Consider the following 20,564-nt stretch of genomic DNA (forward strand, 5'->3'; position numbering starts at 1 on the left):
AGATATGAACTTAAAAGATCTAATGGAAAAGAGAACTAAAGCTTGGGATGAGGCAAAGGCATTTGCTGAATCTAAGAAAGATGAAAAGGGTCTAATGTCTGATGAAGACTTTAAGACATATGAAGAGATGGAGAGAACTATCGAGAATTATACTCGTGAAATTGAAAGAAAGAAGAGGGAAGAAGAAATGGATAAATCCTTAGAAAAACCTACTACTCAAGCACTAACAAATGAACCTGCTACTTTTAATGAAGAAGAAAAGCCAATGAGAGCAAGAAATGTCTATAAGAAATCTATGATGAAAGCACTAAGAACTAACTTTAGAGATATTTCAAATGAATTAAAAGTAGGTACAGATGAAAGTGGTGGATATTTAGTTCCAGAAGAAATGGAAGTAGATATTGTAAATGGTCTTGAAGATGAAAATATTGTAAGAAAACTAGCTACTAAAGTTCAAACTTCTGGACTTCATAAAATTAATATCGCAGCTACAAAGCCTGCTGCTCTATGGGTAGAAGAAGGTGGTCAACTTACCTTTGGAGATGGTACATTCGACCAAGTATCTCTTGATGCACACAAACTTCATGTTGGTATTAAAGTAACTGAAGAACTTCTCTATGATGCAGCCTTTAATTTAGAAAAATACATCACTGAAGAATTTACTAGAGCACTAGCAAATGCTGAAGAGGACGCTTTCTTAAATGGCGATGGAGTAAATAAGCCTACAGGAATTTTTGACTCTAAAAAGGGTGGAGAACTTGGTGTGACAACAAAGGCTCAAACAATTAATGCGGATGAACTAATTGATTTAGTTTACTCATTAGACAGACCTTATAGAAAGAAAGCAGCTTTCATTTTAAATGATGCAACAGTTGCTCAGATTAGAAAGCTTAAAGATGTTAATGGTGCATATATTTGGCAACCATCTCTTAAAGATGGAGAACCAGATAGACTTTTAGGATATCCTGCTTATACATCTGCCTTTGCACCAAAAGCTGATAAAGGAAAACTTGCAGTAGCCTTTGGCGATTTTTCATATTACAAGATTGGAGATAGGGGAAATAGATCTTTCCAAGACTTAAAGGAACTATTTGCTGGTAATGGCATGGTTGGTTTCTTAGGTAAAGAAAGAGTAGATGGAATTTTAGTTTTAAGAGAAGCAGTTAAACTTTTAAAAATTGGTGCTACTGCCTAAGGAGTAGATTATGATTACTCTTGAGGAGGCAAAATCATATTTAAGGGTGGATTTTGATGATGAGGATGAGATGATTAATTCTCTCATCCAATCATCAATAAAGCACTCCATGGATGTAGCCAGGGTTGATAGTGAAGAAGAACTTTCTAAAAATCCAAATGGAAAGATAGCCGTCCTCTATATGATCGCTTATCTTTATGAGCATAGAGAAGAGGCAGATTATGCTGAATTAAACTTAACTCTAAGGGCTTTATTATTTGGAATGAGAAAGGCTGAATTCTAATGAAGATATCGGATTTAAATAGAAAAATAACCTTTCAAAATAAAGCTGTGGAAGTTGATGAGATAGGTAACCATAAATCAGTATGGACAGATTATCTAGAAACTTCAGCCTATATATCTTTTCAAGGTAAAGGAGAAGAAGTTTTTCTTGGGATGGAAGTAGACAGGTCAGACATTTCTTTTACTGTAAGATTTCAAAATAGGCTGAAGAATATTAATACTTCAGAGTACAGAATTTTATTTGAGGATGAAAAGTACAATATCATCTCAATTGACTTTATGAACTATGAAAATAGACTTATAAAGTTTAGATGTAGGAAGGTGAGTAGATGAATGTAAAAATTGAAAACCTCGCCAGTGAAATAATGAAAGGCTTAGAAGAATATTCTGATATGGCTACGGATGAAGTCAAAAAGGAAGTAAAAAAAGCTGGTAGCAATATTAGAAAAGACATACAAGAAAATGCACCTGTAGGAGAAACAAAGAAATATTCTAAATCTTGGTCTGTAAAAACTATGAAAGAAACTTCGAACTCAATAGAACTTGTAGTTCACTCAAGAAATAGATACCAGCTGGCTCATCTACTTGAGAAAGGCCATGTTCTAAGACAAGGAGGAAGAGTATCTGCTAAGCCTCATATTGGACCAGCTGAGGAGAAAGGAATCAAAGAATTGGAAGAAAATATAATGAGGAAATTACAAGATGGATAGGCTATTAAAAATAATTGAAGATATAGGACTTTCATTTGCATACTCGCACTTTGCTGAAGGAGAAAGTCCAGAACCACCATTTTTGGTTTATCTATTTCCAAAGAATAAACACTTTGGTGCAGATGGAGTAGTTTTCTATAAAAACACCCAAATAGACTTAGAACTTTACACGGATAAGAAAGATTTAAAATTAGAAGAAAAAATAGAAGAGATACTTGATAGGGAAAAAATCTATTATGAAAAATCTGAAGTTTGGATTGAATCAGAGAGATTCTATGAGGTTCTCTATGAATTTACTATGGAGGTAAAAAATGGCTAATAAAGTTAAATTTAATATTTGTAATGTACATTACGCTCTTTTTGATAAAACCGAAGAGGGCGTTATTAAATATAAGACACCAGTTCCAATGCCTGGTGCTGTTTCAATTTCATTAGATCCAAATGGAGAGCCTGAAAGTTTTTATGCAGATGGAATTGAATACTACACTATTTCAAACAATATGGGATATGATGGAGATTTAGAAATCGCTCTTATTCCAGAATCCTTTAGGACTGATGTTTTGATGGAAAAATCAGACTCCAATAAAGTTCTAATTGAGTCTTCAAACTCTGAAACTGCAAACTTTGCACTGTTATTTGAGTTTGATGGAGACCAAAAGAAAATCCGTCACGTCATGTATAACTGTTCAGCAGCAAGACCTACTCTCGAAGGAGAAACTAATGAAGAATCAAGAGAAGTTCAACCAGAAACCTTATCTATCCAAGCAAGACCACTTCCAAATGGAAATGTAAAGGCTAGAACAGGTGAAGAAACTACGAAGGAAACTTACGATGGTTGGTATAAGTCAGTCTATATGCCAACAGAAACTACAGTAACACCTTCAAGAGCAAGTGTTGGAGGTAAATAAATATGGCACTAACAAAGAAAATTCAAATTGATGGACAAGATGTTGTTTTCCGTGCATCAGCAGCTATCCCAAGAATCTATAGGCTTAAATTTGGAAGGGATATCTTTAAAGACTTAATGGAACTAGAAAAGTCCATGAAGAAAAATGATGAAGATAAATCTAATCTTGACATAGGTTCATTAGAACTATTTGAAAATATAGCCTATGTAATGGCCAAGCATGGAGACAAAACTGTGCCAGATAGTCCAGAAGAATGGTTGGATAATTTCTCAACCTTTTCAATTTACCAAATTCTGCCACAGCTAATTGAATTATGGGGGCTTAATATAAAATCGGAAGAAGTTCCTAAAAAAAAGTAAGACCAACAGAAAGACCAATGACTACACCCTTATTCCTATTAAGGGCAGTGGAGCTTGGTCTTTCTGTTTCTGATTTATCCCTATTAACAATTGGACTTGTAAATGATATGTTCACAGAAAAGAATAACGATGAATATAAATACAAGGAAGTAGCCACACAAGAAGACTTTGATAAATTTTAATCTACTTATGGTATAATTACTGTAACAGAGGTGATACTGTGGGTAAAAAGAAAAACAAAGGTCGAAGTCCAAAAATCAATATCAACGAAATTCCAAAAAGTGACAGAGAAGAGGCTGTTAGAAAATATAATAAGTCTCCCGACACGGTAAGAATATATTACAATCAAAAAGATTCAACATTACTGGCTATAGATTCTTCAATTGAAAAAAAAGAAGTAAACTTTGATGAGGGAAATATCTTTTTTATTATTGGCGGAAGAAAAAACAAAAAAGACAAAATAAATCAAGCAGATATTATTAAGGCAATTAATGATGAATTAGAATTTTGGTTTTACACTGACGATGATATTTACAGTGAATATTAATTTTTAGCATCTATCAAAAGGGTAGGTGCTTTTTTGATGCTCAAAATTAAGGAGGTGAGATATTGGCAAATAGAATAAAAGGGATAACTGTTGAGATTGGTGGGGATACTACCAAATTACAGACCGCACTAAAACAAGTTAATACGGAGATAAAACATACCCAATCAGAACTTCGTGATGTCAACAAACTTCTTAAACTTGATCCTGGCAACACTGAACTCATCTCACAAAAGCATAAACTATTAGGACAGACATTAGAAGAGACAAAGAATAAGCTAACATCATTAAAAGAGGCACAAAAACAAGCTGAACAGGCTCTTGCAGAAGGTAAGATTTCCCAAGAGCAATATGATGCCCTTAAACGAGAGATTATTGAAACAGAACAAGCTCTTAAATCTTTAGAAAGGCAAGGGGCAACCACTAATCAAACTCTGCAAAACATAGCTATTACTGGAGAAAAATGGCAAAACACAGGGCAAAATATAGAAAATGTAGGAAGAAAAATGATGCCAGTATCTCTTGCAGTAGCAGGTCTTGGGGCAGCGGCTGTAAAGACTGCATCAGATTTTGATTCTGGTATGTCAAAGGTAAAAGCAGTATCTGGTGCAACAGGGTCCGACTTTGATGCCCTAAGGGAAAAGGCCCGTGAAATGGGAGCCAAGACCAAGTTCTCAGCATCTGAAGCGGCAGAGGCTATGAACTACATGGCTATGGCTGGTTGGAAAAGTAAAGATATGATTAGTGGTATTGAAGGAGTCATGAACCTTGCTGCAGCTAGTGGTGAGGACTTAGCTACTACTTCAGATATCGTAACAGATGCCCTTACAGCCTTTGGTTTAAAAGCAGAAGATTCTTCTCACTTTGCTGATGTTCTTGCTGCTGCATCATCTAATGCCAATACCAATGTTTCATTAATGGGTGAAACCTTCAAATATGCTGCACCTATTGCTGGGACACTTGGATATTCAGTTGAAGATACAGCAGTGGCTATAGGTTTAATGGCTAACGCAGGAATAAAGGGTTCACAAGCAGGGACAGCTTTAAGGTCTGGACTAACAAGACTCGCATCACCAACTAAAGAAGTTATTAACGGAATGTCTATGTTAGGCTTATCTATTGAAGATGTGCAGGGACTTTCACTTGATGAGACTCTAAGCACCTTTAGGGTAGCCTTTGCTAATTTAGATGGAACTCAAAAAGCACAAGCAGCATCCATGATATTTGGTAAAAATGCCATGTCTGGAATGCTGGCAATTATAAATGCCAGTGAAAAAGACTATAACAGTTTAAGTGATGCCATATATAACGCAGATGGAACAGCAGAAAAAATGGCTGCTACTATGCAGGATAACCTAGCTGGTCAATTAAAAATCCTACAATCTGCCTTAGAAGAATTAGCCATATCCTTTGGAGAACTTTTAATGCCTGCTGTTAGAAAAGCAGTAGATATATTAACAAAACTGGTAAATGGACTTAATGCACTTCCAGGTCCAGTAAAAGGCATTATTGCAGGTATCGGTCTTTTCATAGCTGCTCTTGGTCCTGTACTAATGATTGTAGGAAAACTTATCTGGTCAATAGGAACTATTATGACTAAAGGTCCTCTAATAGTAGGAGGAATAACTAAGATAGTTGGAATCTTTACAGGTACACTTATACCAGCAATCACTGCAGTAGTATCAGCCATAGGTATTGTTCCTATTGCTATTGGTGCAGTAATAGCTGGTCTTGTTCTTTTATGGAAGAAGTGCGACTGGTTTAGAGAAGGGGTCATCTCCATATGGGAAACTATTAAGGAATCAACTGTTGCCATTTGGAATGGAATAAAAGAATTCTTCGTAAACTTATGGCAGGGGATATCTGATTCATGGACAAGTACCTGGACTGAAATCACAAGTTTTCTATCAGAATTTTGGACTGGATTTATTGAAAGAGTGAAGAATACTTGGAACGGCATCAAGGACTTCTTCGCCAATCTATGGAATGGACTTTCTGAAGGCTGGAATACTATCTGGACATCTATAACAACTTTTCTAACTGAATCTTGGAATACCTTTATCGAGGGAGCCAAGAGTTTATGGCAAAGTTTAGGAGAATTCTTTACAAGCCTCTGGACGGGAATTCAAACTACTTTTACCAATATATGGACAGCTATTTCAACTACAACTACAGAAATATTTACAGCAGTTGGTGAGTTTATCAGAACTACTTGGGAAGGTATTAAGACTTTAATTTCAACAGTTCTTGATGCAATCAAAGTAAAAGTAGAGACTATTTGGAATGGACTAAAAGAATTTTTAACAACAGTCATTACTGCTATTGGAGAATTTATTTCTACATCCTGGACAAACATAAAAACAACAATTGAGACTATCTTGACTTCTATTAAGACAGTCCTTGAATCAATCTGGAATGGGATAAAGACCTTTATCTCATCAACAATGAATAACATTAAGTCCTTAGTTTCATCTGCTTGGAACTCCATAAAGTCGACTATTTCCTCTGCAGTAAATACTGCGAAGTCAGCCGTATCGTCTGCCTTTAATTCTATGAGATCAAGCATTTCATCGACCATGTCAAATATTCAGTCCACTATTAGAAATGGATTTAATAATGCAGTTAATCACATTAAGAATTTGGCATCACAAGCCTATACATGGGGAGCTGATATGATTAACGGAATTGCTAGAGGGATTAGAAGTGCAATTAGCAATGTGACATCTGCTGTTTCTAATGTAGCATCAACTATTAGGTCCTACCTGCACTTCTCTGTTCCAGATGTTGGCCCACTTACCGACTATGAATCTTGGATGCCAGACTTCATGGAAGGTCTATCTAAGGGGATAGAAAAGAGCAGAAGATTAGTACAATCTTCAATGAAAAATGTCGCAAGTGATTTGGTTTTAAGCCCAAATATATCAGCTGTTGGCATAGGTGGACATGATAAAGAATCAGCTATAAATGGAATTGATATAGGAAGACAAATATCCGATGCACTTGCAAACATTAATTTAAAATCAGAAAATACTGGAGATATAGTTATCCCAGTTTATCTTGGAGGCACACTCCTTGATGAAGTTATTGTTAATGCATCTATGCGTAAGAATTTAAGAAGTGGAGGAAGGTAATGAAATATCAATCATATTTAATTATTGAAGGAGTAGACCTACCACTACCAAATTCTTATGATTTGGAGTTTAGAGATATTGAGGCAGATACTGGAGGAGAAACAGAGGCAGGTACAATTCAGAGGGATATTGTTAGAAATAAAGTAGCGAGTATTTCTGTAAGTTTTTCTTGTAGTCCTAAGCTTGTAAAGAGATTGAGTAGTCTTACTAACAAGTCTAACCTTAAAGTTAAATTCTTAGATACAGAAACATTGGAACTTAAAGAGACACAAATGTATATAGACAAGTTTCAAGTCAAATTAATAAAAGATACTTCTTATAAGGGATTGTGGGAAGTATCTTTTTCATTGGAGGAGTATTGATGTATCCAATAAGCAATGAATATAAAAAAGCAATCAAAAAGAATTCTCGTAAATTTTACTGGACGGGAAATATCATCTTAAAAGATGAAACAATCATTCCATTTACCAATAAAGATATTCTTAAAGGGTCTGGATACATTCATCGTTCATGCTCTGGATCTTCTGAACTTGAAATAGGGACAGTTTATGCTGGAGAGTTTGGAATTAGCCTTTTTTCAAATATAGATAGGTATTCTCTAGAGGATTCAAAGCTAGAACTTTTTTATAATCAAGAACTAGAAAATAAAAAGATAGAAACTATACCAATGGGAATATTTGATGTTACTGAGGCAAATAGGTCTAAGAAGATTTTAGAATTAAAAGGCTATGATTATATGCTTAGGTTTGATAAGAACTTCCCAGTTACAGATACCTTTGGCACAGCCTTTGAACTACTAAGTCTTTCATGTGAGAAGTGTAAGGTAGAATTAGGTATGACAGAAGATGAGGTAAGAACTTTTGTAAATGGTGAGGAAGTTTTAGCAATTTATCAAGACCATGATATAGAAACCTACAGGGACTTTATTCACTATATAGCATCGACTCTTGGTGCTTTTGCTGGGGTTTCTCGTGATGGTAAGTTGGTTTTAAAGAAGTATGCAGAAAGCATATCAACTGAAATTAAAACAAGAGAAAGATTTTCTTCATCAATATCAGATTTTAAGACAAGATATACAGCCATCAACTCAACAAATGCCAAGACTAAAATAGCTGAATATTACTCTTTAGAAAATGATGATGGACTAACTATGAATCTTGGGATAAATCCACTGATGCAGTTAGGACTTCCAGAAAAAAGAAAAAGGATGTGTGAGGCACTTCTTACTGAAATTTGCAAAATTCATCACACACCTTTTGATATGGTAACAATAGGAGACCCAAGTCTTGATGTAGGAGACAGAATAGCTATTTCTTATGAAGAAGAAAAGATTGAAGGACTTATCACTGACATAGAATATAAAATAAATAGCAAGCATAGAATTCTTGGTGTAGGAAAAAATCCCTATTTATCTAAAGCTAAGAGTAAGAATGATAAGAATATAGTAGGACTGTTAAATCAAATTGAATCTGAAAAGTTAGTAGTTCATGCTTACTCAAATTACTCTGCTTTTAATCTTTCCACAACAGACACGCCGATAATTCGTATAGAATTTGCCTCCAATAAAGAAACGGAGGCAATTTTTAATGCATCTATCTTGTTAAATATCATCTGTGATACTGAAGAAAAAACTAGAAAGATATCAAGAAAGGTTAAGAAACAAGTAGAGGTTTTAAATAATGATGGAAAATCCTATGATCCTCCAAAGTTTGAAGAAAAAGAAGAAGTAGAAGAACTTGATTTCATTGAAAATATAGAAATACCAACAAGGCTAGTTGTTACTTATGTTTTTAATGATACGAAAATAGAACATCATATTCCAAAAGAAACCTACTTAAGTGGTGACCATATTTTAAATCTTTTTTATCCGTTAACTAAACTTCAGGAAAAGACGATGAACAACTTCTCGGTATTAATTAGGCTTGAGTCTGGTCAAGCAATGATTGGAAAAGATAATGCTATCGCAGCTATATCTGGTCAATCTCTAGGTTCTACAGAGGCTTGGGATGGAAAGCTTAAGATTGATGAGTCTTGGAAGAGAATAGAACTTAGTCATTCATTCTTGCTTAGGAAACTTAAAGCAGACTACAAAGTAGAAAGACAAATACCAACACCGATTATATTTAATGAAAAGGTAGGAAGATTCAAATATCAAGGATTAATGCTTGGAAAATATAAGGAAGAAATTACTACAGAATTTAAAGATAAGGAGGAAGGAAATGCTAAAAGGTAAATCAGTTATTGAACTAACTGATGTGAGGACAAATAAGAAAGAGATATATGAAGATGAAAACTTAATAACTAATGCAGTCCCAGATTTATTAAGACTGAATCCATCGGGTCTTATGTATCCATTAGATAATGGAACAGTTCAGTTTAAAGATGAAATATTTCCCATAGCTAATAAATGTTATGGTGGAATATTATTATTTGAAAATCCCTTGGAGGAGGATCCAAATAAAATAATTGCACCTTCAGACAATCCAATTATTGGTTATGCATCAAATGATGTTAATGATACTGACAATTCCAAAAGAGGATCTGCGAACTTGACGGAATCCAAACCAATAGATAGAGGATATAAATTTGTATGGGACTTTTCAACTTCACAAGGAAATGGAAGGATTTCATCCTTAGCTTTAACTCATTATAGAGGAGGCAAAAGCTTTTATGGGAACTCTTATGACAGAGAATCTGGAATTCTTATGTTAAACAAGGTTAGTACAAAAACGGACAAAGCTGTTCTATCTTATTATGCAGGTCTTGTTGAAGTAAACTTAAAAGACCAAAGTTTTTATTCTATTTGGCCTATGCCCGATAGACAAATTCAAATAGCTAAAATTAAAGAGTCATTTTTCAATATAGGACTTAATGATACGATTTTAGGTATGCCTACACAAGATGTTGAAGTAAATTATATTAAACCTGAAAAATTTTTCCCAAGTAGATATAGCATTAACTGTTCCTTCCATGATGGGGAAGATGGATATTGGTATGGATTTTCAACGGAAGGGGAAACGAACAGCAGGGGAAATGCTGAAATATATACAATAAAGATTAAGAAGGAAGATTTTTCATTTACAGAAGATAAGTGGGTGTTAGAAAATGTACAACTGCAAAGTATAGGTAGATATCCAAGTTCTGAAAATGAAAGCCATTACAGGACGATAGGAAGTGTGGTTAGAGGTAAATATTTGTATTGTTTAAATTACAAAAAAAATGGTGTTTATAAAATAAATATTAATAATCCAGTGGACATTACATTGATTAATCTTGAAAATGAAGTTGATATTCTAAGAGGAGAATATACAAATCAGTATTTTTACAAATATGGAGATTATGTAGCAACCAGACAGTTTTTAATTGATAAAAATGACAATGTTATTTATACAGCTAATGTTGATATGAAGTTTTTAACTACACCTTTAATTAATATTGGTCCATTTATGATTGGTTACGATACCGATGCAGGCTATGGAAATTATACTCTTTATAAACTTCTATTCCTTCAAACGCAATATCTTGGAACAATTAATAACCTTTCAAGCCCAATATTAAAAACGGCAGATAAGACAATGAAAATAACTTACACACTAACAGAGGAGGAATAAAATGAATAAGTTTTTAGAAATATTAAAAGTATGCTTTACAGCCATTGGAGGATGGTTGGGATTTTATCTTGGAAGTGTAGATGCTTTTATCTACACACTACTTGCTTTTGTAATAGCTGACTATTTGACAGGTGTTTTAAGAGCAGGAGTGGAAAGAAAACTATCCTCATCCATAGGATTTAAAGGGATAGCTAAAAAGATTATGATTTTTATAGTTGTAGGAATAGCAAACCTATGTGATGTAAATTTAATTAAAGGTGATGGAACAATGATAAGAACAGCCATCATCTTTTTTTATATAGCAAATGAGGGACTTTCTATCTTAGAAAACTCTGTAGCTTTAGGCTTGCCAGTACCAGAAAAACTAAAGGCGATTTTAAAACAATTCAAGGAGGAAAAATAAATGAGCAACAGTCCATTAGTACAAGCAACAATTCTCTCACCTAACCATAGTGGAAGAAGGAATCAAAAGATTACTAAAATAGCTATCCACCATGCAGCTGGAGTTATAAATGGTAGAAATCTTGCTGGAGTATTTGTGCCAAGGTCAAGACGAGCATCAGCTAACTATAACTTAGGATCCGATGGAGTAATTGTTTTAGGGGTTGATGAATCTAACAGAGCCTGGACAACCTCATCTTCCTGGTGTGATAATAGAGCAGTAACAATTGAAGTAGGGAACTCTACGAGAGGACCTCAGTGGTTAGTTTCTGATTACGTTTTAAATAGACTAATTGATTTAGTAACAGACATCTGTAGAAGAAATGGAATCTATCCTTGTACCTATACTGGAGGTAAGGATGGTGTTCTTCAAAAACACGAATGGTATAAAAGTACTAACTGTCCTGGTCCATATCTTGGCAGCAAGTTTCCATATATAGCAAATGAAGTAAATAAAAGACTAAGATGCAATAAGACTGTTAGCAAACCAACAGGTGGACTATATAGAGTTAGAAAATCCTGGTCTGATGTAAAAAGCCAGAAAGGAGCATTTAAGAATTTAGAAAATGCTAAAAAGTGTGTCAATGCAAATCCAGGATATGCTGTCTATGATGCAAATGGTAGATCTCTTTATCCGGTAGCAAGTGCTCCATCAAAGAGTGTTGATACCTTAGCAAGAGAGGTAATTGCAGGAAATTGGGGAAATGGACAGGATCGAAAAAATAGACTTGAAAGAGCTGGATATGACTATAACGCAGTACAAAGACGAGTAAATGAACTCTTATAACTAATGACAAACAATGCCTACTTTAGAGAAATCTAGGGTAGGCATTATTTTTTTGAAATTTTTTATAAATACCGTCAGATTTTACCTTCTCCCAAGGCTACCTAATAGAAGGGCAAAAGAAAAGTCCTTCAGAAACGGAGGTAGAAAAATGAAACATAAACTTCTAATCAGTGTTTCAAAAGAACCAAAAGCAGATGGATATGCAAATTGCAAGACCATTAAGCTAAGGGAAAGATTTATCAGATTCTTTCTTGGAAAGAAATCAGACATTATGGTTTTTATTCCAAGCAATAGGATCGATGAGATTTCCATTCAAAATGAAGGAGGTGAGAGATAGTGAATACGAAACAAAAATATGACTTAATGATGGATGCGTCAAAATTACTGAGGTCATTGGCTGATGTAGTAGAGTCAATTGCAATTACCTATAAAGACACTTCTATTATTCAGGCGGATGCGAAAGTAATCGAGACACAGCAAGTAAATGCTTTGCCGGAGGCAAAAAAACTTAACCTTGAAGATGTAAGGGCAGTGCTTGCAAAACTAAGTCAACATGGGAAAACTGTAGAGGTTAAAGAACTGATTGTAAAGTTTGGCGGAACGAAGTTATCTGATGTACCAAAGGAAAATTATAGTCAGCTACTAAAGGAAGCGGAGGAAATCAAAATTGACTAAACATGCAATTTTATCTCCATCAAGTTCCCATAGATGGCTTAACTGTACACCAAGTGCTGTGCTTGAGCTGGAGTTTGAAAATACCAGTTCAGCAGCAGCCGAGGAAGGAACGGCAGCACATGCTTTTTGTGAACATAAGCTGAAAAAGGCATTGAAGATGCGAAGTAAACGACCTGTATCCGATTATGACTCAGACGAAATGCAAGAATGTACTGATGCCTATGTGGATTTTGTTTTGGAGCAGTTAGAAATAGCCAAGCAGAAATGTAAGGATCCGGCTATTTTGATTGAACAGAAAGTGGATTTTTCAGAGTATGTTCCAGATGGATTTGGAACTGCCGACTGCATGATCGTTTCAGATGATACGCTTTCCATTATTGACTTTAAGTATGGACAGGGAGTTTTAGTAGATGCATATGACAATTCACAAATGAAATGCTATGCACTTGGAGCACTGGCAATTTATGAGAGCCTATATGACATAAAGGAAGTCAGTATGTCAATCTTTCAGCCACGAAGAGAGAATGTTTCTACTTGGACGATTTCTGCAAGCGAACTAAAGAAGTGGGCAGAGGAAGTCCTAAAACCTAGGGCAGATTTGGCTATAAAGGGTGAGGGAGAATATTGCTCCGGTGATTGGTGCAAATTCTGTAAGGCCGCAGTTAGGTGTAGAGCAAGAGCGGAAGAAAAGCTGAAACTTGCAAAGGATGAGTTTAAACTACCACCACTATTAACAGATGCTGAAGTTGAAGAAATCCTAGTGGTTATTCCCGACTTAACATCATGGGCAAATAGCGTCTTAGCTTATGCAACAGATATGGCGGTCAATCATGGTAAAGACTGGGAAGGCTTTAAGGTTGTAGAGGGTAGGTCTGTAAGAAAGTATAAGGATGAGGATTCTGTAATCGAAAAATCAAAAGAAAACGGATATACCGATATCTTTAAAACCAGTCTTATTACACTTACTGAAATGCAAAAACTAATGGGAAAGAAGAAATTTGAGGATATTCTAGGTGACCTCATTATCAAACCACCTGGAAAACTGACACTTGTACCAAACTCAGATAAGCGTCAGAAAGTAAATGTAACAAATGCTAAAAACGAATTTAATGAAATAACGGAGGAAAATTAAAATGGCAAATATTAGTAGAACAAAGGTAATCACAGGAAAAGACACAAGACTTTCATATTTTAATGGCTGGGAGCCAAAGTCAATTAATGGAGGACCTGAGAAGTATAGTGTATCTCTTCTTATTCCAAAGGATGATAAAGAAACAATTACGGCAATTGAAAAGGCGATTGATGCTGCAATCGAAGAAGGAATTGGTAAGTTTGGTGGAAAGAAACCAAACAAGGCCGCTATTAAATTACCTCTTCGTGATGGAGATATTGAGCGTGATGATGAGGCATATAAAGGTCATTATTTCATCAACGCAAATAGCGTGACAGCACCTCAAATTGTAGATAAAGCTGTAAAACCTATTCTTGATAGAAGCGAAGTATATTCAGGCTGTTATGCTCGTGTATCAATTAGCTTTTATGCCTTTAATTCAAATGGAAATAAAGGTATCGCCTGCGGTCTTGGAAACATTCAAAAGATTAGAGATGGTGAGCCACTTGGTGGAAGAAGTAATGCTGCTGATGATTTTACAAGCCTTGAAGATGATGACTTCTTGGCATAGGAGGTCATTATGACATTAATTGATTGGTTTATCGCTATTTTCATCGGCACATGGCTTTTGGATTTTGTAGCAAAAACACTGGTAAGTCTTTATCTAGACATCAGAGAAAAGATAAACAGAAAGTAACATGGTGGGTGGCACTAATCTGCCACCCTTATTTTTATTGGAGGTGAAGAAGATGGATAACATCTCTATAGATATCGAAACCTATAGTAGTGTAGACCTTAAAAAATGTGGTGTATATAAATATGCCGAATCAGAAGATTTTGAAATACTCTTATTTGCTTACAGCGTTGATGGGAGTGAAGTTAAAGTCATAGATTTAGCAAAAGGAGAGGAAATTCCTGTTGAAATATTGGACGCACTCACTGATGAGAAAATAAGTAAATGGGCATTTAATGCACAATTTGAGAGAGTTTGTTTATCAAGGTATTTAATGGATAAAGGCACCAGTCTAGATCCTTTCTATGATAATCATGAACTTAGTACATCAAAGGCTATGTTTTTAAATCCGACTTCTTGGAAATGTACCATGATTTGGTCAGCAACACTAGGACTTCCACTATCTCTTGAAGGAGTGGGTGCTGTACTTGGACTTGATAAGCAGAAACTAAGTGAAGGTAAGAGCCTAATAAAGTATTTCTGTGTGCCTTGCACTCCGACAAAAACTAACGGAGGAAGAACAAGGAATCTGTACTTTCATGATGAAGAAAAGTGGGAACAATTCAAATCATATAACAAGCGTGATGTGGAAGTAGAAATGGGAATTCAAGCAAAACTATCAAAGTTTCCTGTTTCAGAAGATATATGGGATGAGTTTTATTTAGACCAGGAAATAAATGATAGGGGCATTGCTATTGATCCTGTACTTGTTGAATCAGCAATCAAATTAGATAGCGATGTAAAGGCTAGTCTTATGCAAAAGCTAACAGAAATTACTGGACTTGAAAATCCTAACTCAGTTCTTCAGATGAGAAACTGGTTATCGGAGCATGGACTTGAAATGGAGTCTCTAGGCAAAAAGGAAGTAGCAAAAGAAATAAAGACTGCATCAAAAGAACTTGCTGAGGTTCTTACTTTAAGACAGCAGTTATCCAAGTCTTCTGTTAAGAAGTATACAGCCATGAAAAATGCTGCCTGTACAGATAATAGGGAAAGAGGAATGTTTCGATATTATGGTGCGAATAGAACCGGAAGATTTGCAGGAAGACTTGTTCAATTGCAAAACCTACCACAAAACCATCTACTAGACTTAGCTGAGGCAAGAGCACTTGTAAGAGAGAAAAATGTAGATTCACTTGAAATGCTATATGAAGATATCCCAGATACTTTATCTCAACTGATTAGAACTGCCTTTGTGCCACAGAACAATAACAAATTTATTGTAGCTGACTTTTCAGCTATTGAAGCGAGAGTCCTTGCATGGCTTGCAGTGGAAAAATGGAGAATGAAAGTCTTTGAAGAAGGTAAAGATATCTACTGTTCATCGGCAAGTCAGATGTTTGGAGTTCCTGTTGAAAAGCATGGTGTAAATAGTCATCTTAGGCAGAAAGGTAAAATTGCAGAACTCGCACTTGGCTATGGTGGTTCGGTAGGTGCCTTAAAAGCTATGGGAGCACTTGATATGGGACTTACTGAAGAAGAACTTCAGCCACTGGTTGATGCTTGGAGAAACTCAAATCCTATGATTACTAGCCTTTGGTGGGATGTTGATAGAGCGGTCAAAACTTGTATAAAGCAAAGAATAGATACTAAGACTCATGGCATTACATTCTCATGGAAAAGTGGATTTTTATTTATAGAACTTCCTTCAGGAAGAAAACTTGCCTATGTAAAACCTAGAATTGGCGAGAATAAATTCGGTGGCGAGTCAGTTACTTATGAAGGTGTCGGTAATGCTAAAAAGTGGGAAAGACTGGAAAGTTATGGTCCTAAATTTGTAGAAAACATTATTCAAGGGACTGCGAGAGATATTTTGCTTTTTGCTATGAAGACATTAAGAAACTGCCAGATTGTAGCACATGTCCATGATGAAATAATTATAGAAGCTGATAAAAGAATGAGCCTTACTGCAGTATGTGAGCAAATGGGAAGAACACCACCTTGGGCGAAGGGATTACTTCTTCGTGCAGATGGTTACGAATGCGAATTTTATAAAAAAGATTAATAGAAACGTCAGATTTTGACCTTTCCCAAGGCTACCTAATAGGAGGTAGCCTTTATGAATTTAGAAGAAAAAGAAAAGATAAAAAAACTGAGAGAAGAAGGTCTAGGATATAAGAAAATCTCAAATGAACTTGGGATAAGTGTAAATACCATTAAATCGTTCTGCAGAAATAACAACTTAGCTGGAACCTTTACTCCCAAGAAATGTTATTGCAAAGGGTGTGGAAAAGAAATCATTCAAAAAGAGCGTACCAAGAAAAAGATATTCTGCAGTGAGGAGTGTAAAAGAAAGTGGTGGAACAGAAATAGGGCAAAACTGGATAAGACAAAACTTGAAGAACATGCCTGTCTTAATTGCCATAAACCATTTAAGGCCTATCCTCATGAAAACAGAAAATACTGCTGTCATACCTGCTATATAGAGGATAGGTTTAGAGGCGGTGATGGTGATGAATAAAGAGGAACACGCTGAAATGATGTATCAATTATCTATCTCCATTGCTGTAAAAATGCTCAAAAATCACATTATAAATAAGGAAGAATTCGAAGAAATGAATTGTATCTTACTGGAAAAATATCATCCATTTATAGGGGAGCTTTTCTCACTAAATGACTTGATATATTAAGCGTTTAGAGTGATGTATATACACTGACAAAGGAGGTAGACCAATGAAAAAAGTACAAAAAATCGATGTGAAAAAGCCACTCATCGAAACAAGAAAAAAGGTTGCTGCCTATGCCAGAGTATCTATGGAAACTGATAGACTTAAGCATTCCTTATCTGCACAGATAAGTTATTACAGCAAACTTATTCAAAATAATCCTGAATGGGAATTTAAAGGCGTTTATTCTGATTATGGTATATCAGGAACAAGCACAGCTAAAAGACCAGGCTTTATGGAAATGATGGAAGAGTGTGAAAAAGGAAATATCGATATTATCCTTACAAAATCCATCAAGCGTTTTGCAAGAAACACAGTTGACCTTTTGGAAGTAGTAAGACACCTTAAATCAAAGGGAATTGAAGTTATATTTGAAAATGAAAACATCAATTCATTAAGTGGTGATGGGGAGCTGATGCTTTCCATCCTAGCTTCATTTGCACAGGAAGAATCAAGGTCCATTTCAGAAAACGTGAAATGGGGGACAGTAAAAAGATTTAAACAAGGCATACCAAATGGCAGATTTAATGTATTCGGATATGTTTGGGAAGGCGATAAACTCGTAATTGTTGAGGAAGAGGCTGAGATTGTAAAAAGAATATATTCAGAATATCTTTCTGGAAAATCAAGAATGAAGATTGAGAAGATGTTTGCTGAAGAAGGGATAACAACTAGGCGAGGCTATAGATGGGTAGATTCTAATATAAAAGTAATCCTAAGAAACATCACTTACACAGGAAACCTGCTATTTCAAAAAGAATATGTAGTTGATCCTATCACTAAAAAGCGAAAGCTTAATAGGGGTGAACTACCTCAATATTATGTAGAAAATACACATGAGGCAATTATTCCAAAAGAAACCTATGACAAAGTGCAGGTTGAAATGGAAAGAAGAAGGACTGCTGGGGCAATAGGAAACCCTGCAATACCGACAACTGAAATGACCGGAAAGATACGATGCCCACATTGTGGTAAGAATTTTCAAAGTAGTGTTAGGAATTTAGTAAATGGAAAAAACAAGTATTGGGTTTGTGCCACAAGAAAAGCAGGACACGGTAATCCATGTCATACCGGTGATATAAACGATAGGCTAATAAAAGAAATTATCTGTGAAGTTTTAGAAATTGAAGATTATGCTCCTGAGATTTTTACTAAAGAAATAGATCATATTGATGTGATTAAAAAAGAAAAATTTATATTCTACCTTACAAATGGAAGAATAGTTGAAAAAGCATATAGAAAGATAGACAGAAAGAAATATTTTACTGAAGAAGTTAGAGCAAAAATATCGGAGCAAAGAAAAAATAAACATAATTATCATAGAAAAAATCCAGCTACACCTTTCACAGGACTAATTGAATGTGATAGATGTGGTAATTCATTTAATGCTCTAAAAACAACACTAAAGACAGGGGAGAAAATAACATACCTTTCATGCAGAACAAAAAGAAGTGAATGCCCACATAACTCAATTCAAGAAGGAACGCTTAAAAAGCTATTATGTGAGGTGTTAGAACTTGATGAGTTTGATGAGAAGGTAATGGATGAAAAAATCCAAAGGATCTACATTGCTGATAATAAAGTAAGGTTTAAGTTCAAAGATGACCATGAGGAAATAAGGACGTATCTTGAGAAGAAACGTGGTACTCCTTGGACTAAGGAAAGACACGAAAAGCAGATTCTTCAAATGCATGAATACTGGAAAAATGAGGAACACAGAAAAGAAGCAAGCGAGAGAATGAAGAAGATAAGGAGTGAGAAAAAATGGTCAATAAGAAAGTAACAACAATACCTGCAACCATTAGTAAATTTAATCTGACTCCAATTAATGAAGTGAAAAAAAGAAGAGTTGCAGGATATGCCAGAGTATCAACTGATAGCGAAGAACAGCAAACTTCCTATGAGGCACAGGTTGATTACTATACAAACTACATTAAAAGTAGAGAAGATTGGGAGTTCGTACAAGTTTATACAGATGAGGGAATATCAGCTACCAACACCAAAAAGCGTGATGGTTTTAAGCGAATGGTAAAAGATGCCCTTGATGGAAAGATAGACCTTATTGTTACTAAGTCAGTTAGCAGATTTGCCAGAAATACCGTAGATAGCTTATCTACCATCAGAAAGTTAAAGGAACATGGAACGGAGGTATTCTTTGAAAAAGAAAATATCTGGACTTTTGATAGCAAGGGAGAACTGCTTATTACAATTATGTCCAGTCTTGCTCAAGAAGAATCAAGGTCTATTTCAGAAAACTGTACATGGGGCCAAAGAAAGAGATTTGCTGATGGTAAGGTGACCGTACCGTTTGAAAGATTTCTAGGTTATGACAGGGGAGAAGATGGCAACTTAGTGGTAAATCCAGAGCAAGCCAAAGTTGTAAAAAAGATTTATAGGCTTTTCCTTCAAGGATATTCACCATTTGGAATTGCTAAAGAACTGACGGAAGAAGGAATATTAACACCCGGTGGAAAAAAGAAATGGTCAGCAGGGACAGTTAATGCGATTTTAAGAAATGAGAAATACAAAGGGGATGCACTACTTCAAAAGTCATTCACAGTGGACTTTCTAACTAAGGAAAAGAAAAAGAATGAAGGGGAGATTCCTCAATACTATGTAACTGGAAATCATGAAGCAATAATTCCAACAAGTACATTTGATAGGGTGCAGAGATTACTAGAACGAAGAAAAGCTGGTAAGAACCGAATTTCAAGCGTTAGCATTTACTCTAGCAAGATTAAATGTGGAGATTGTGGGTCTTGGTACGGGTCAAAGACATGGCATTCAACCAGTAAGTACCGTCAGAAGATTTGGCAGTGTAATCATAAGTTTGAAGAGAAATGTAGCACTCCACATTTAACTGAAGAAGAAATCCAAAACTTATTTTTACAGGCAGTTAATAAGCTGGTCAAGAACAAGAAGGAAATTATCAGCAACCATAAAGAAATGGCAAAGATAATCTTTGATACTTCAGTGCTTGAGAAAGAAAAGATAGAGCTTGAAGAAGAACTTAACATTGTAGCTGAACAGGTAAATGACTGTATAAACGAGAATGCTAGAAAAGTTCAAAACCAAGATGAGTATGAAGTAAGATACACAAGCCTAGTAAATAGATTTAATACTACAAAGACTAGGCTGGATGAAATCAAGCAGACCATCATAGAAAAGCAGTCTAAGCGTGATGAGGTAGAGGACTTTATACAGGAACTTGAAAAGCAAGAACTTATGCCAGAGTTTGATAAAAATGTATGGCTTAGCATGGTAGACTGCCTTACGATTCATCATGATGGAAAAGTTGAATTTACATTCCTTGATGGCAGCCAGGTAGAATTAAATAGCTAGAAACCAAAATAGACACTTCAATAAAATTGGTGAGGTGCCTGTTTTGGTTTATAGGTAGCCTGTTTGAGG

At 35.3% G+C, this 20,564-nt stretch carries 24 protein-coding genes; all 24 read left to right on the forward strand.

Annotated features, from left to right (window positions below):
• The first annotated feature begins 4 nt into the window (after window positions 1-4).
• The 24 genes from B8869_RS00725 to B8869_RS00835 all read left to right on the forward strand — a co-directional run bounded on the left by B8869_RS00725 (window position 5) and on the right by B8869_RS00835 (window position 20,495).
• Entirely contained in the window at window positions 5-1,195 is a 1,191-nt protein-coding gene (locus B8869_RS00725; protein WP_084229866.1) for a phage major capsid protein, read from the forward strand.
• A 10-nt stretch (window positions 1,196-1,205) separates the two neighbouring features.
• Window positions 1,206-1,478 (forward strand): head-tail connector protein, encoded by a 273-nt coding sequence (locus B8869_RS00730; RefSeq protein WP_084229867.1) that lies wholly within the window; start codon window positions 1,206-1,208, stop codon window positions 1,476-1,478.
• The gene (locus B8869_RS00735; RefSeq protein ID WP_084229868.1) at window positions 1,478-1,810 is read left to right on the forward strand and encodes a phage head closure protein; all 333 of its coding nucleotides are present in this window, start codon (window positions 1,478-1,480) and stop codon (window positions 1,808-1,810) included. The genes B8869_RS00730 and B8869_RS00735 overlap by 1 nt, the downstream gene beginning before the upstream one ends.
• Entirely contained in the window at window positions 1,807-2,187 is a 381-nt protein-coding gene (locus B8869_RS00740) for an HK97 gp10 family phage protein (RefSeq protein ID WP_084229869.1), read from the forward strand. Before B8869_RS00735 ends, B8869_RS00740 begins: the two co-directional genes overlap by 4 nt.
• Window positions 2,180-2,506 carry a hypothetical protein gene (locus tag B8869_RS00745; protein ID WP_084229870.1) on the forward strand — a complete coding sequence of 109 codons (327 nt, stop codon included), beginning with the start codon at window positions 2,180-2,182 and terminating at the stop codon, window positions 2,504-2,506. The genes B8869_RS00740 and B8869_RS00745 overlap by 8 nt, the downstream gene beginning before the upstream one ends.
• Complete coding sequence (locus B8869_RS00750) at window positions 2,499-3,095, forward strand: major tail protein (protein WP_008901312.1); 597 nt, start codon at window positions 2,499-2,501, stop codon at window positions 3,093-3,095. Before B8869_RS00745 ends, B8869_RS00750 begins: the two co-directional genes overlap by 8 nt.
• Window positions 3,096-3,097: 2 nt before the next feature.
• Complete coding sequence (locus B8869_RS00755) at window positions 3,098-3,454, forward strand: hypothetical protein (protein WP_084229871.1); 357 nt, start codon at window positions 3,098-3,100, stop codon at window positions 3,452-3,454.
• A gap of 17 nt (window positions 3,455-3,471) precedes the next feature.
• Window positions 3,472-3,636 (forward strand): hypothetical protein, encoded by a 165-nt coding sequence (locus tag B8869_RS11660; protein ID WP_002834868.1) that lies wholly within the window; start codon window positions 3,472-3,474, stop codon window positions 3,634-3,636.
• A 38-nt stretch (window positions 3,637-3,674) separates the two neighbouring features.
• Window positions 3,675-4,001 (forward strand): hypothetical protein, encoded by a 327-nt coding sequence (locus B8869_RS00760; RefSeq protein WP_084229872.1) that lies wholly within the window; start codon window positions 3,675-3,677, stop codon window positions 3,999-4,001.
• A 62-nt stretch (window positions 4,002-4,063) separates the two neighbouring features.
• Window positions 4,064-7,129 (forward strand): phage tail tape measure protein, encoded by a 3,066-nt coding sequence (locus B8869_RS00765; RefSeq protein ID WP_084229873.1) that lies wholly within the window; start codon window positions 4,064-4,066, stop codon window positions 7,127-7,129.
• Window positions 7,129-7,491 carry a hypothetical protein gene (locus B8869_RS00770; protein ID WP_008901317.1) on the forward strand — a complete coding sequence of 121 codons (363 nt, stop codon included), beginning with the start codon at window positions 7,129-7,131 and terminating at the stop codon, window positions 7,489-7,491. The genes B8869_RS00765 and B8869_RS00770 overlap by 1 nt, the downstream gene beginning before the upstream one ends.
• Window positions 7,491-9,362 (forward strand): hypothetical protein, encoded by a 1,872-nt coding sequence (locus tag B8869_RS00775; protein ID WP_084229874.1) that lies wholly within the window; start codon window positions 7,491-7,493, stop codon window positions 9,360-9,362. Before B8869_RS00770 ends, B8869_RS00775 begins: the two co-directional genes overlap by 1 nt.
• Window positions 9,349-10,740: a hypothetical protein gene (locus B8869_RS00780; RefSeq protein ID WP_084229875.1), complete on the forward strand. Its 1,392-nt coding sequence runs from the start codon at window positions 9,349-9,351 to the stop codon at window positions 10,738-10,740. The genes B8869_RS00775 and B8869_RS00780 overlap by 14 nt, the downstream gene beginning before the upstream one ends.
• A 1-nt stretch (window position 10,741) precedes the next feature.
• Window positions 10,742-11,143: a phage holin family protein gene (locus B8869_RS00785; protein WP_049690784.1), complete on the forward strand. Its 402-nt coding sequence runs from the start codon at window positions 10,742-10,744 to the stop codon at window positions 11,141-11,143.
• The gene (locus tag B8869_RS00790; RefSeq protein ID WP_084229876.1) at window positions 11,144-11,968 is read left to right on the forward strand and encodes an N-acetylmuramoyl-L-alanine amidase; all 825 of its coding nucleotides are present in this window, start codon (window positions 11,144-11,146) and stop codon (window positions 11,966-11,968) included.
• 148 nt (window positions 11,969-12,116) lie between these two features.
• On the forward strand, window positions 12,117-12,305 hold the full coding sequence (locus B8869_RS00795) for a hypothetical protein (protein WP_084229877.1): 189 nt from the start codon (window positions 12,117-12,119) through the stop codon (window positions 12,303-12,305).
• Complete coding sequence (locus B8869_RS00800) at window positions 12,305-12,643, forward strand: hypothetical protein (protein WP_234989702.1); 339 nt, start codon at window positions 12,305-12,307, stop codon at window positions 12,641-12,643. The genes B8869_RS00795 and B8869_RS00800 overlap by 1 nt, the downstream gene beginning before the upstream one ends.
• Entirely contained in the window at window positions 12,636-13,775 is a 1,140-nt protein-coding gene (locus B8869_RS00805; protein WP_084229878.1) for a DUF2800 domain-containing protein, read from the forward strand. Before B8869_RS00800 ends, B8869_RS00805 begins: the two co-directional genes overlap by 8 nt.
• A 1-nt stretch (window position 13,776) precedes the next feature.
• Window positions 13,777-14,325, forward strand: a complete 549-nt coding sequence (locus B8869_RS00810; protein WP_001933545.1) for a DUF2815 family protein — start codon at window positions 13,777-13,779, stop codon at window positions 14,323-14,325.
• A 178-nt stretch (window positions 14,326-14,503) separates the two neighbouring features.
• Window positions 14,504-16,492, forward strand: a complete 1,989-nt coding sequence (locus tag B8869_RS00815) for a DNA polymerase (RefSeq protein ID WP_084229879.1) — start codon at window positions 14,504-14,506, stop codon at window positions 16,490-16,492.
• Between the two features lie 54 nt (window positions 16,493-16,546).
• Window positions 16,547-16,948 carry a helix-turn-helix domain-containing protein gene (locus B8869_RS00820; RefSeq protein ID WP_084229880.1) on the forward strand — a complete coding sequence of 134 codons (402 nt, stop codon included), beginning with the start codon at window positions 16,547-16,549 and terminating at the stop codon, window positions 16,946-16,948.
• Window positions 16,941-17,117 (forward strand): SHOCT domain-containing protein, encoded by a 177-nt coding sequence (locus B8869_RS11540; protein WP_153222780.1) that lies wholly within the window; start codon window positions 16,941-16,943, stop codon window positions 17,115-17,117. Before B8869_RS00820 ends, B8869_RS11540 begins: the two co-directional genes overlap by 8 nt.
• A 43-nt stretch (window positions 17,118-17,160) precedes the next feature.
• On the forward strand, window positions 17,161-18,936 hold the full coding sequence (locus B8869_RS00830; protein ID WP_084229882.1) for a recombinase family protein: 1,776 nt from the start codon (window positions 17,161-17,163) through the stop codon (window positions 18,934-18,936).
• Complete coding sequence (locus tag B8869_RS00835; RefSeq protein WP_084229883.1) at window positions 18,918-20,495, forward strand: recombinase family protein; 1,578 nt, start codon at window positions 18,918-18,920, stop codon at window positions 20,493-20,495. Before B8869_RS00830 ends, B8869_RS00835 begins: the two co-directional genes overlap by 19 nt.
• The last annotated feature ends 69 nt before the right edge of the window (window positions 20,496-20,564 follow it).

Origin of the sequence: Peptoniphilus asaccharolyticus DSM 20463 (genome assembly GCF_900176115.1) — a bacterium.
In the GTDB taxonomy this organism is placed as follows: domain Bacteria; phylum Bacillota; class Clostridia; order Tissierellales; family Peptoniphilaceae; genus Peptoniphilus; species Peptoniphilus asaccharolyticus.

Excerpts from the sequence above, each read along its gene's own strand:
- B8869_RS00725 (WP_084229866.1), top strand. The coding sequence starts at position 5 with ATGAACTTAAAAGATCTAATGGAAAAGAGAACTAAAGCTTGGGATGAG.
- B8869_RS00730 (WP_084229867.1), top strand. The coding sequence starts at position 1,206 with ATGATTACTCTTGAGGAGGCAAAATCATATTTAAGGGTGGATTTTGAT.
- B8869_RS00735 (WP_084229868.1), top strand. The coding sequence starts at position 1,478 with ATGAAGATATCGGATTTAAATAGAAAAATAACCTTTCAAAATAAAGCT.
- B8869_RS00740 (WP_084229869.1), top strand. The coding sequence starts at position 1,807 with ATGAATGTAAAAATTGAAAACCTCGCCAGTGAAATAATGAAAGGCTTA.
- B8869_RS00745 (WP_084229870.1), top strand. The coding sequence starts at position 2,180 with ATGGATAGGCTATTAAAAATAATTGAAGATATAGGACTTTCATTTGCA.
- B8869_RS00750 (WP_008901312.1), top strand. The coding sequence starts at position 2,499 with ATGGCTAATAAAGTTAAATTTAATATTTGTAATGTACATTACGCTCTT.
- B8869_RS00755 (WP_084229871.1), top strand. The coding sequence starts at position 3,098 with ATGGCACTAACAAAGAAAATTCAAATTGATGGACAAGATGTTGTTTTC.
- B8869_RS11660 (WP_002834868.1), top strand. The coding sequence starts at position 3,472 with ATGACTACACCCTTATTCCTATTAAGGGCAGTGGAGCTTGGTCTTTCT.
- B8869_RS00770 (WP_008901317.1), top strand. The coding sequence starts at position 7,129 with ATGAAATATCAATCATATTTAATTATTGAAGGAGTAGACCTACCACTA.
- B8869_RS00775 (WP_084229874.1), top strand. The coding sequence starts at position 7,491 with ATGTATCCAATAAGCAATGAATATAAAAAAGCAATCAAAAAGAATTCT.
- B8869_RS00780 (WP_084229875.1), top strand. The coding sequence starts at position 9,349 with ATGCTAAAAGGTAAATCAGTTATTGAACTAACTGATGTGAGGACAAAT.
- B8869_RS00785 (WP_049690784.1), top strand. The coding sequence starts at position 10,742 with ATGAATAAGTTTTTAGAAATATTAAAAGTATGCTTTACAGCCATTGGA.
- B8869_RS00790 (WP_084229876.1), top strand. The coding sequence starts at position 11,144 with ATGAGCAACAGTCCATTAGTACAAGCAACAATTCTCTCACCTAACCAT.
- B8869_RS00795 (WP_084229877.1), top strand. The coding sequence starts at position 12,117 with ATGAAACATAAACTTCTAATCAGTGTTTCAAAAGAACCAAAAGCAGAT.
- B8869_RS00810 (WP_001933545.1), top strand. The coding sequence starts at position 13,777 with ATGGCAAATATTAGTAGAACAAAGGTAATCACAGGAAAAGACACAAGA.
- B8869_RS00815 (WP_084229879.1), top strand. The coding sequence starts at position 14,504 with ATGGATAACATCTCTATAGATATCGAAACCTATAGTAGTGTAGACCTT.
- B8869_RS00820 (WP_084229880.1), top strand. The coding sequence starts at position 16,547 with ATGAATTTAGAAGAAAAAGAAAAGATAAAAAAACTGAGAGAAGAAGGT.
- B8869_RS11540 (WP_153222780.1), top strand. The coding sequence starts at position 16,941 with ATGAATAAAGAGGAACACGCTGAAATGATGTATCAATTATCTATCTCC.
- B8869_RS00830 (WP_084229882.1), top strand. The coding sequence starts at position 17,161 with ATGAAAAAAGTACAAAAAATCGATGTGAAAAAGCCACTCATCGAAACA.
- B8869_RS00835 (WP_084229883.1), top strand. The coding sequence starts at position 18,918 with ATGGTCAATAAGAAAGTAACAACAATACCTGCAACCATTAGTAAATTT.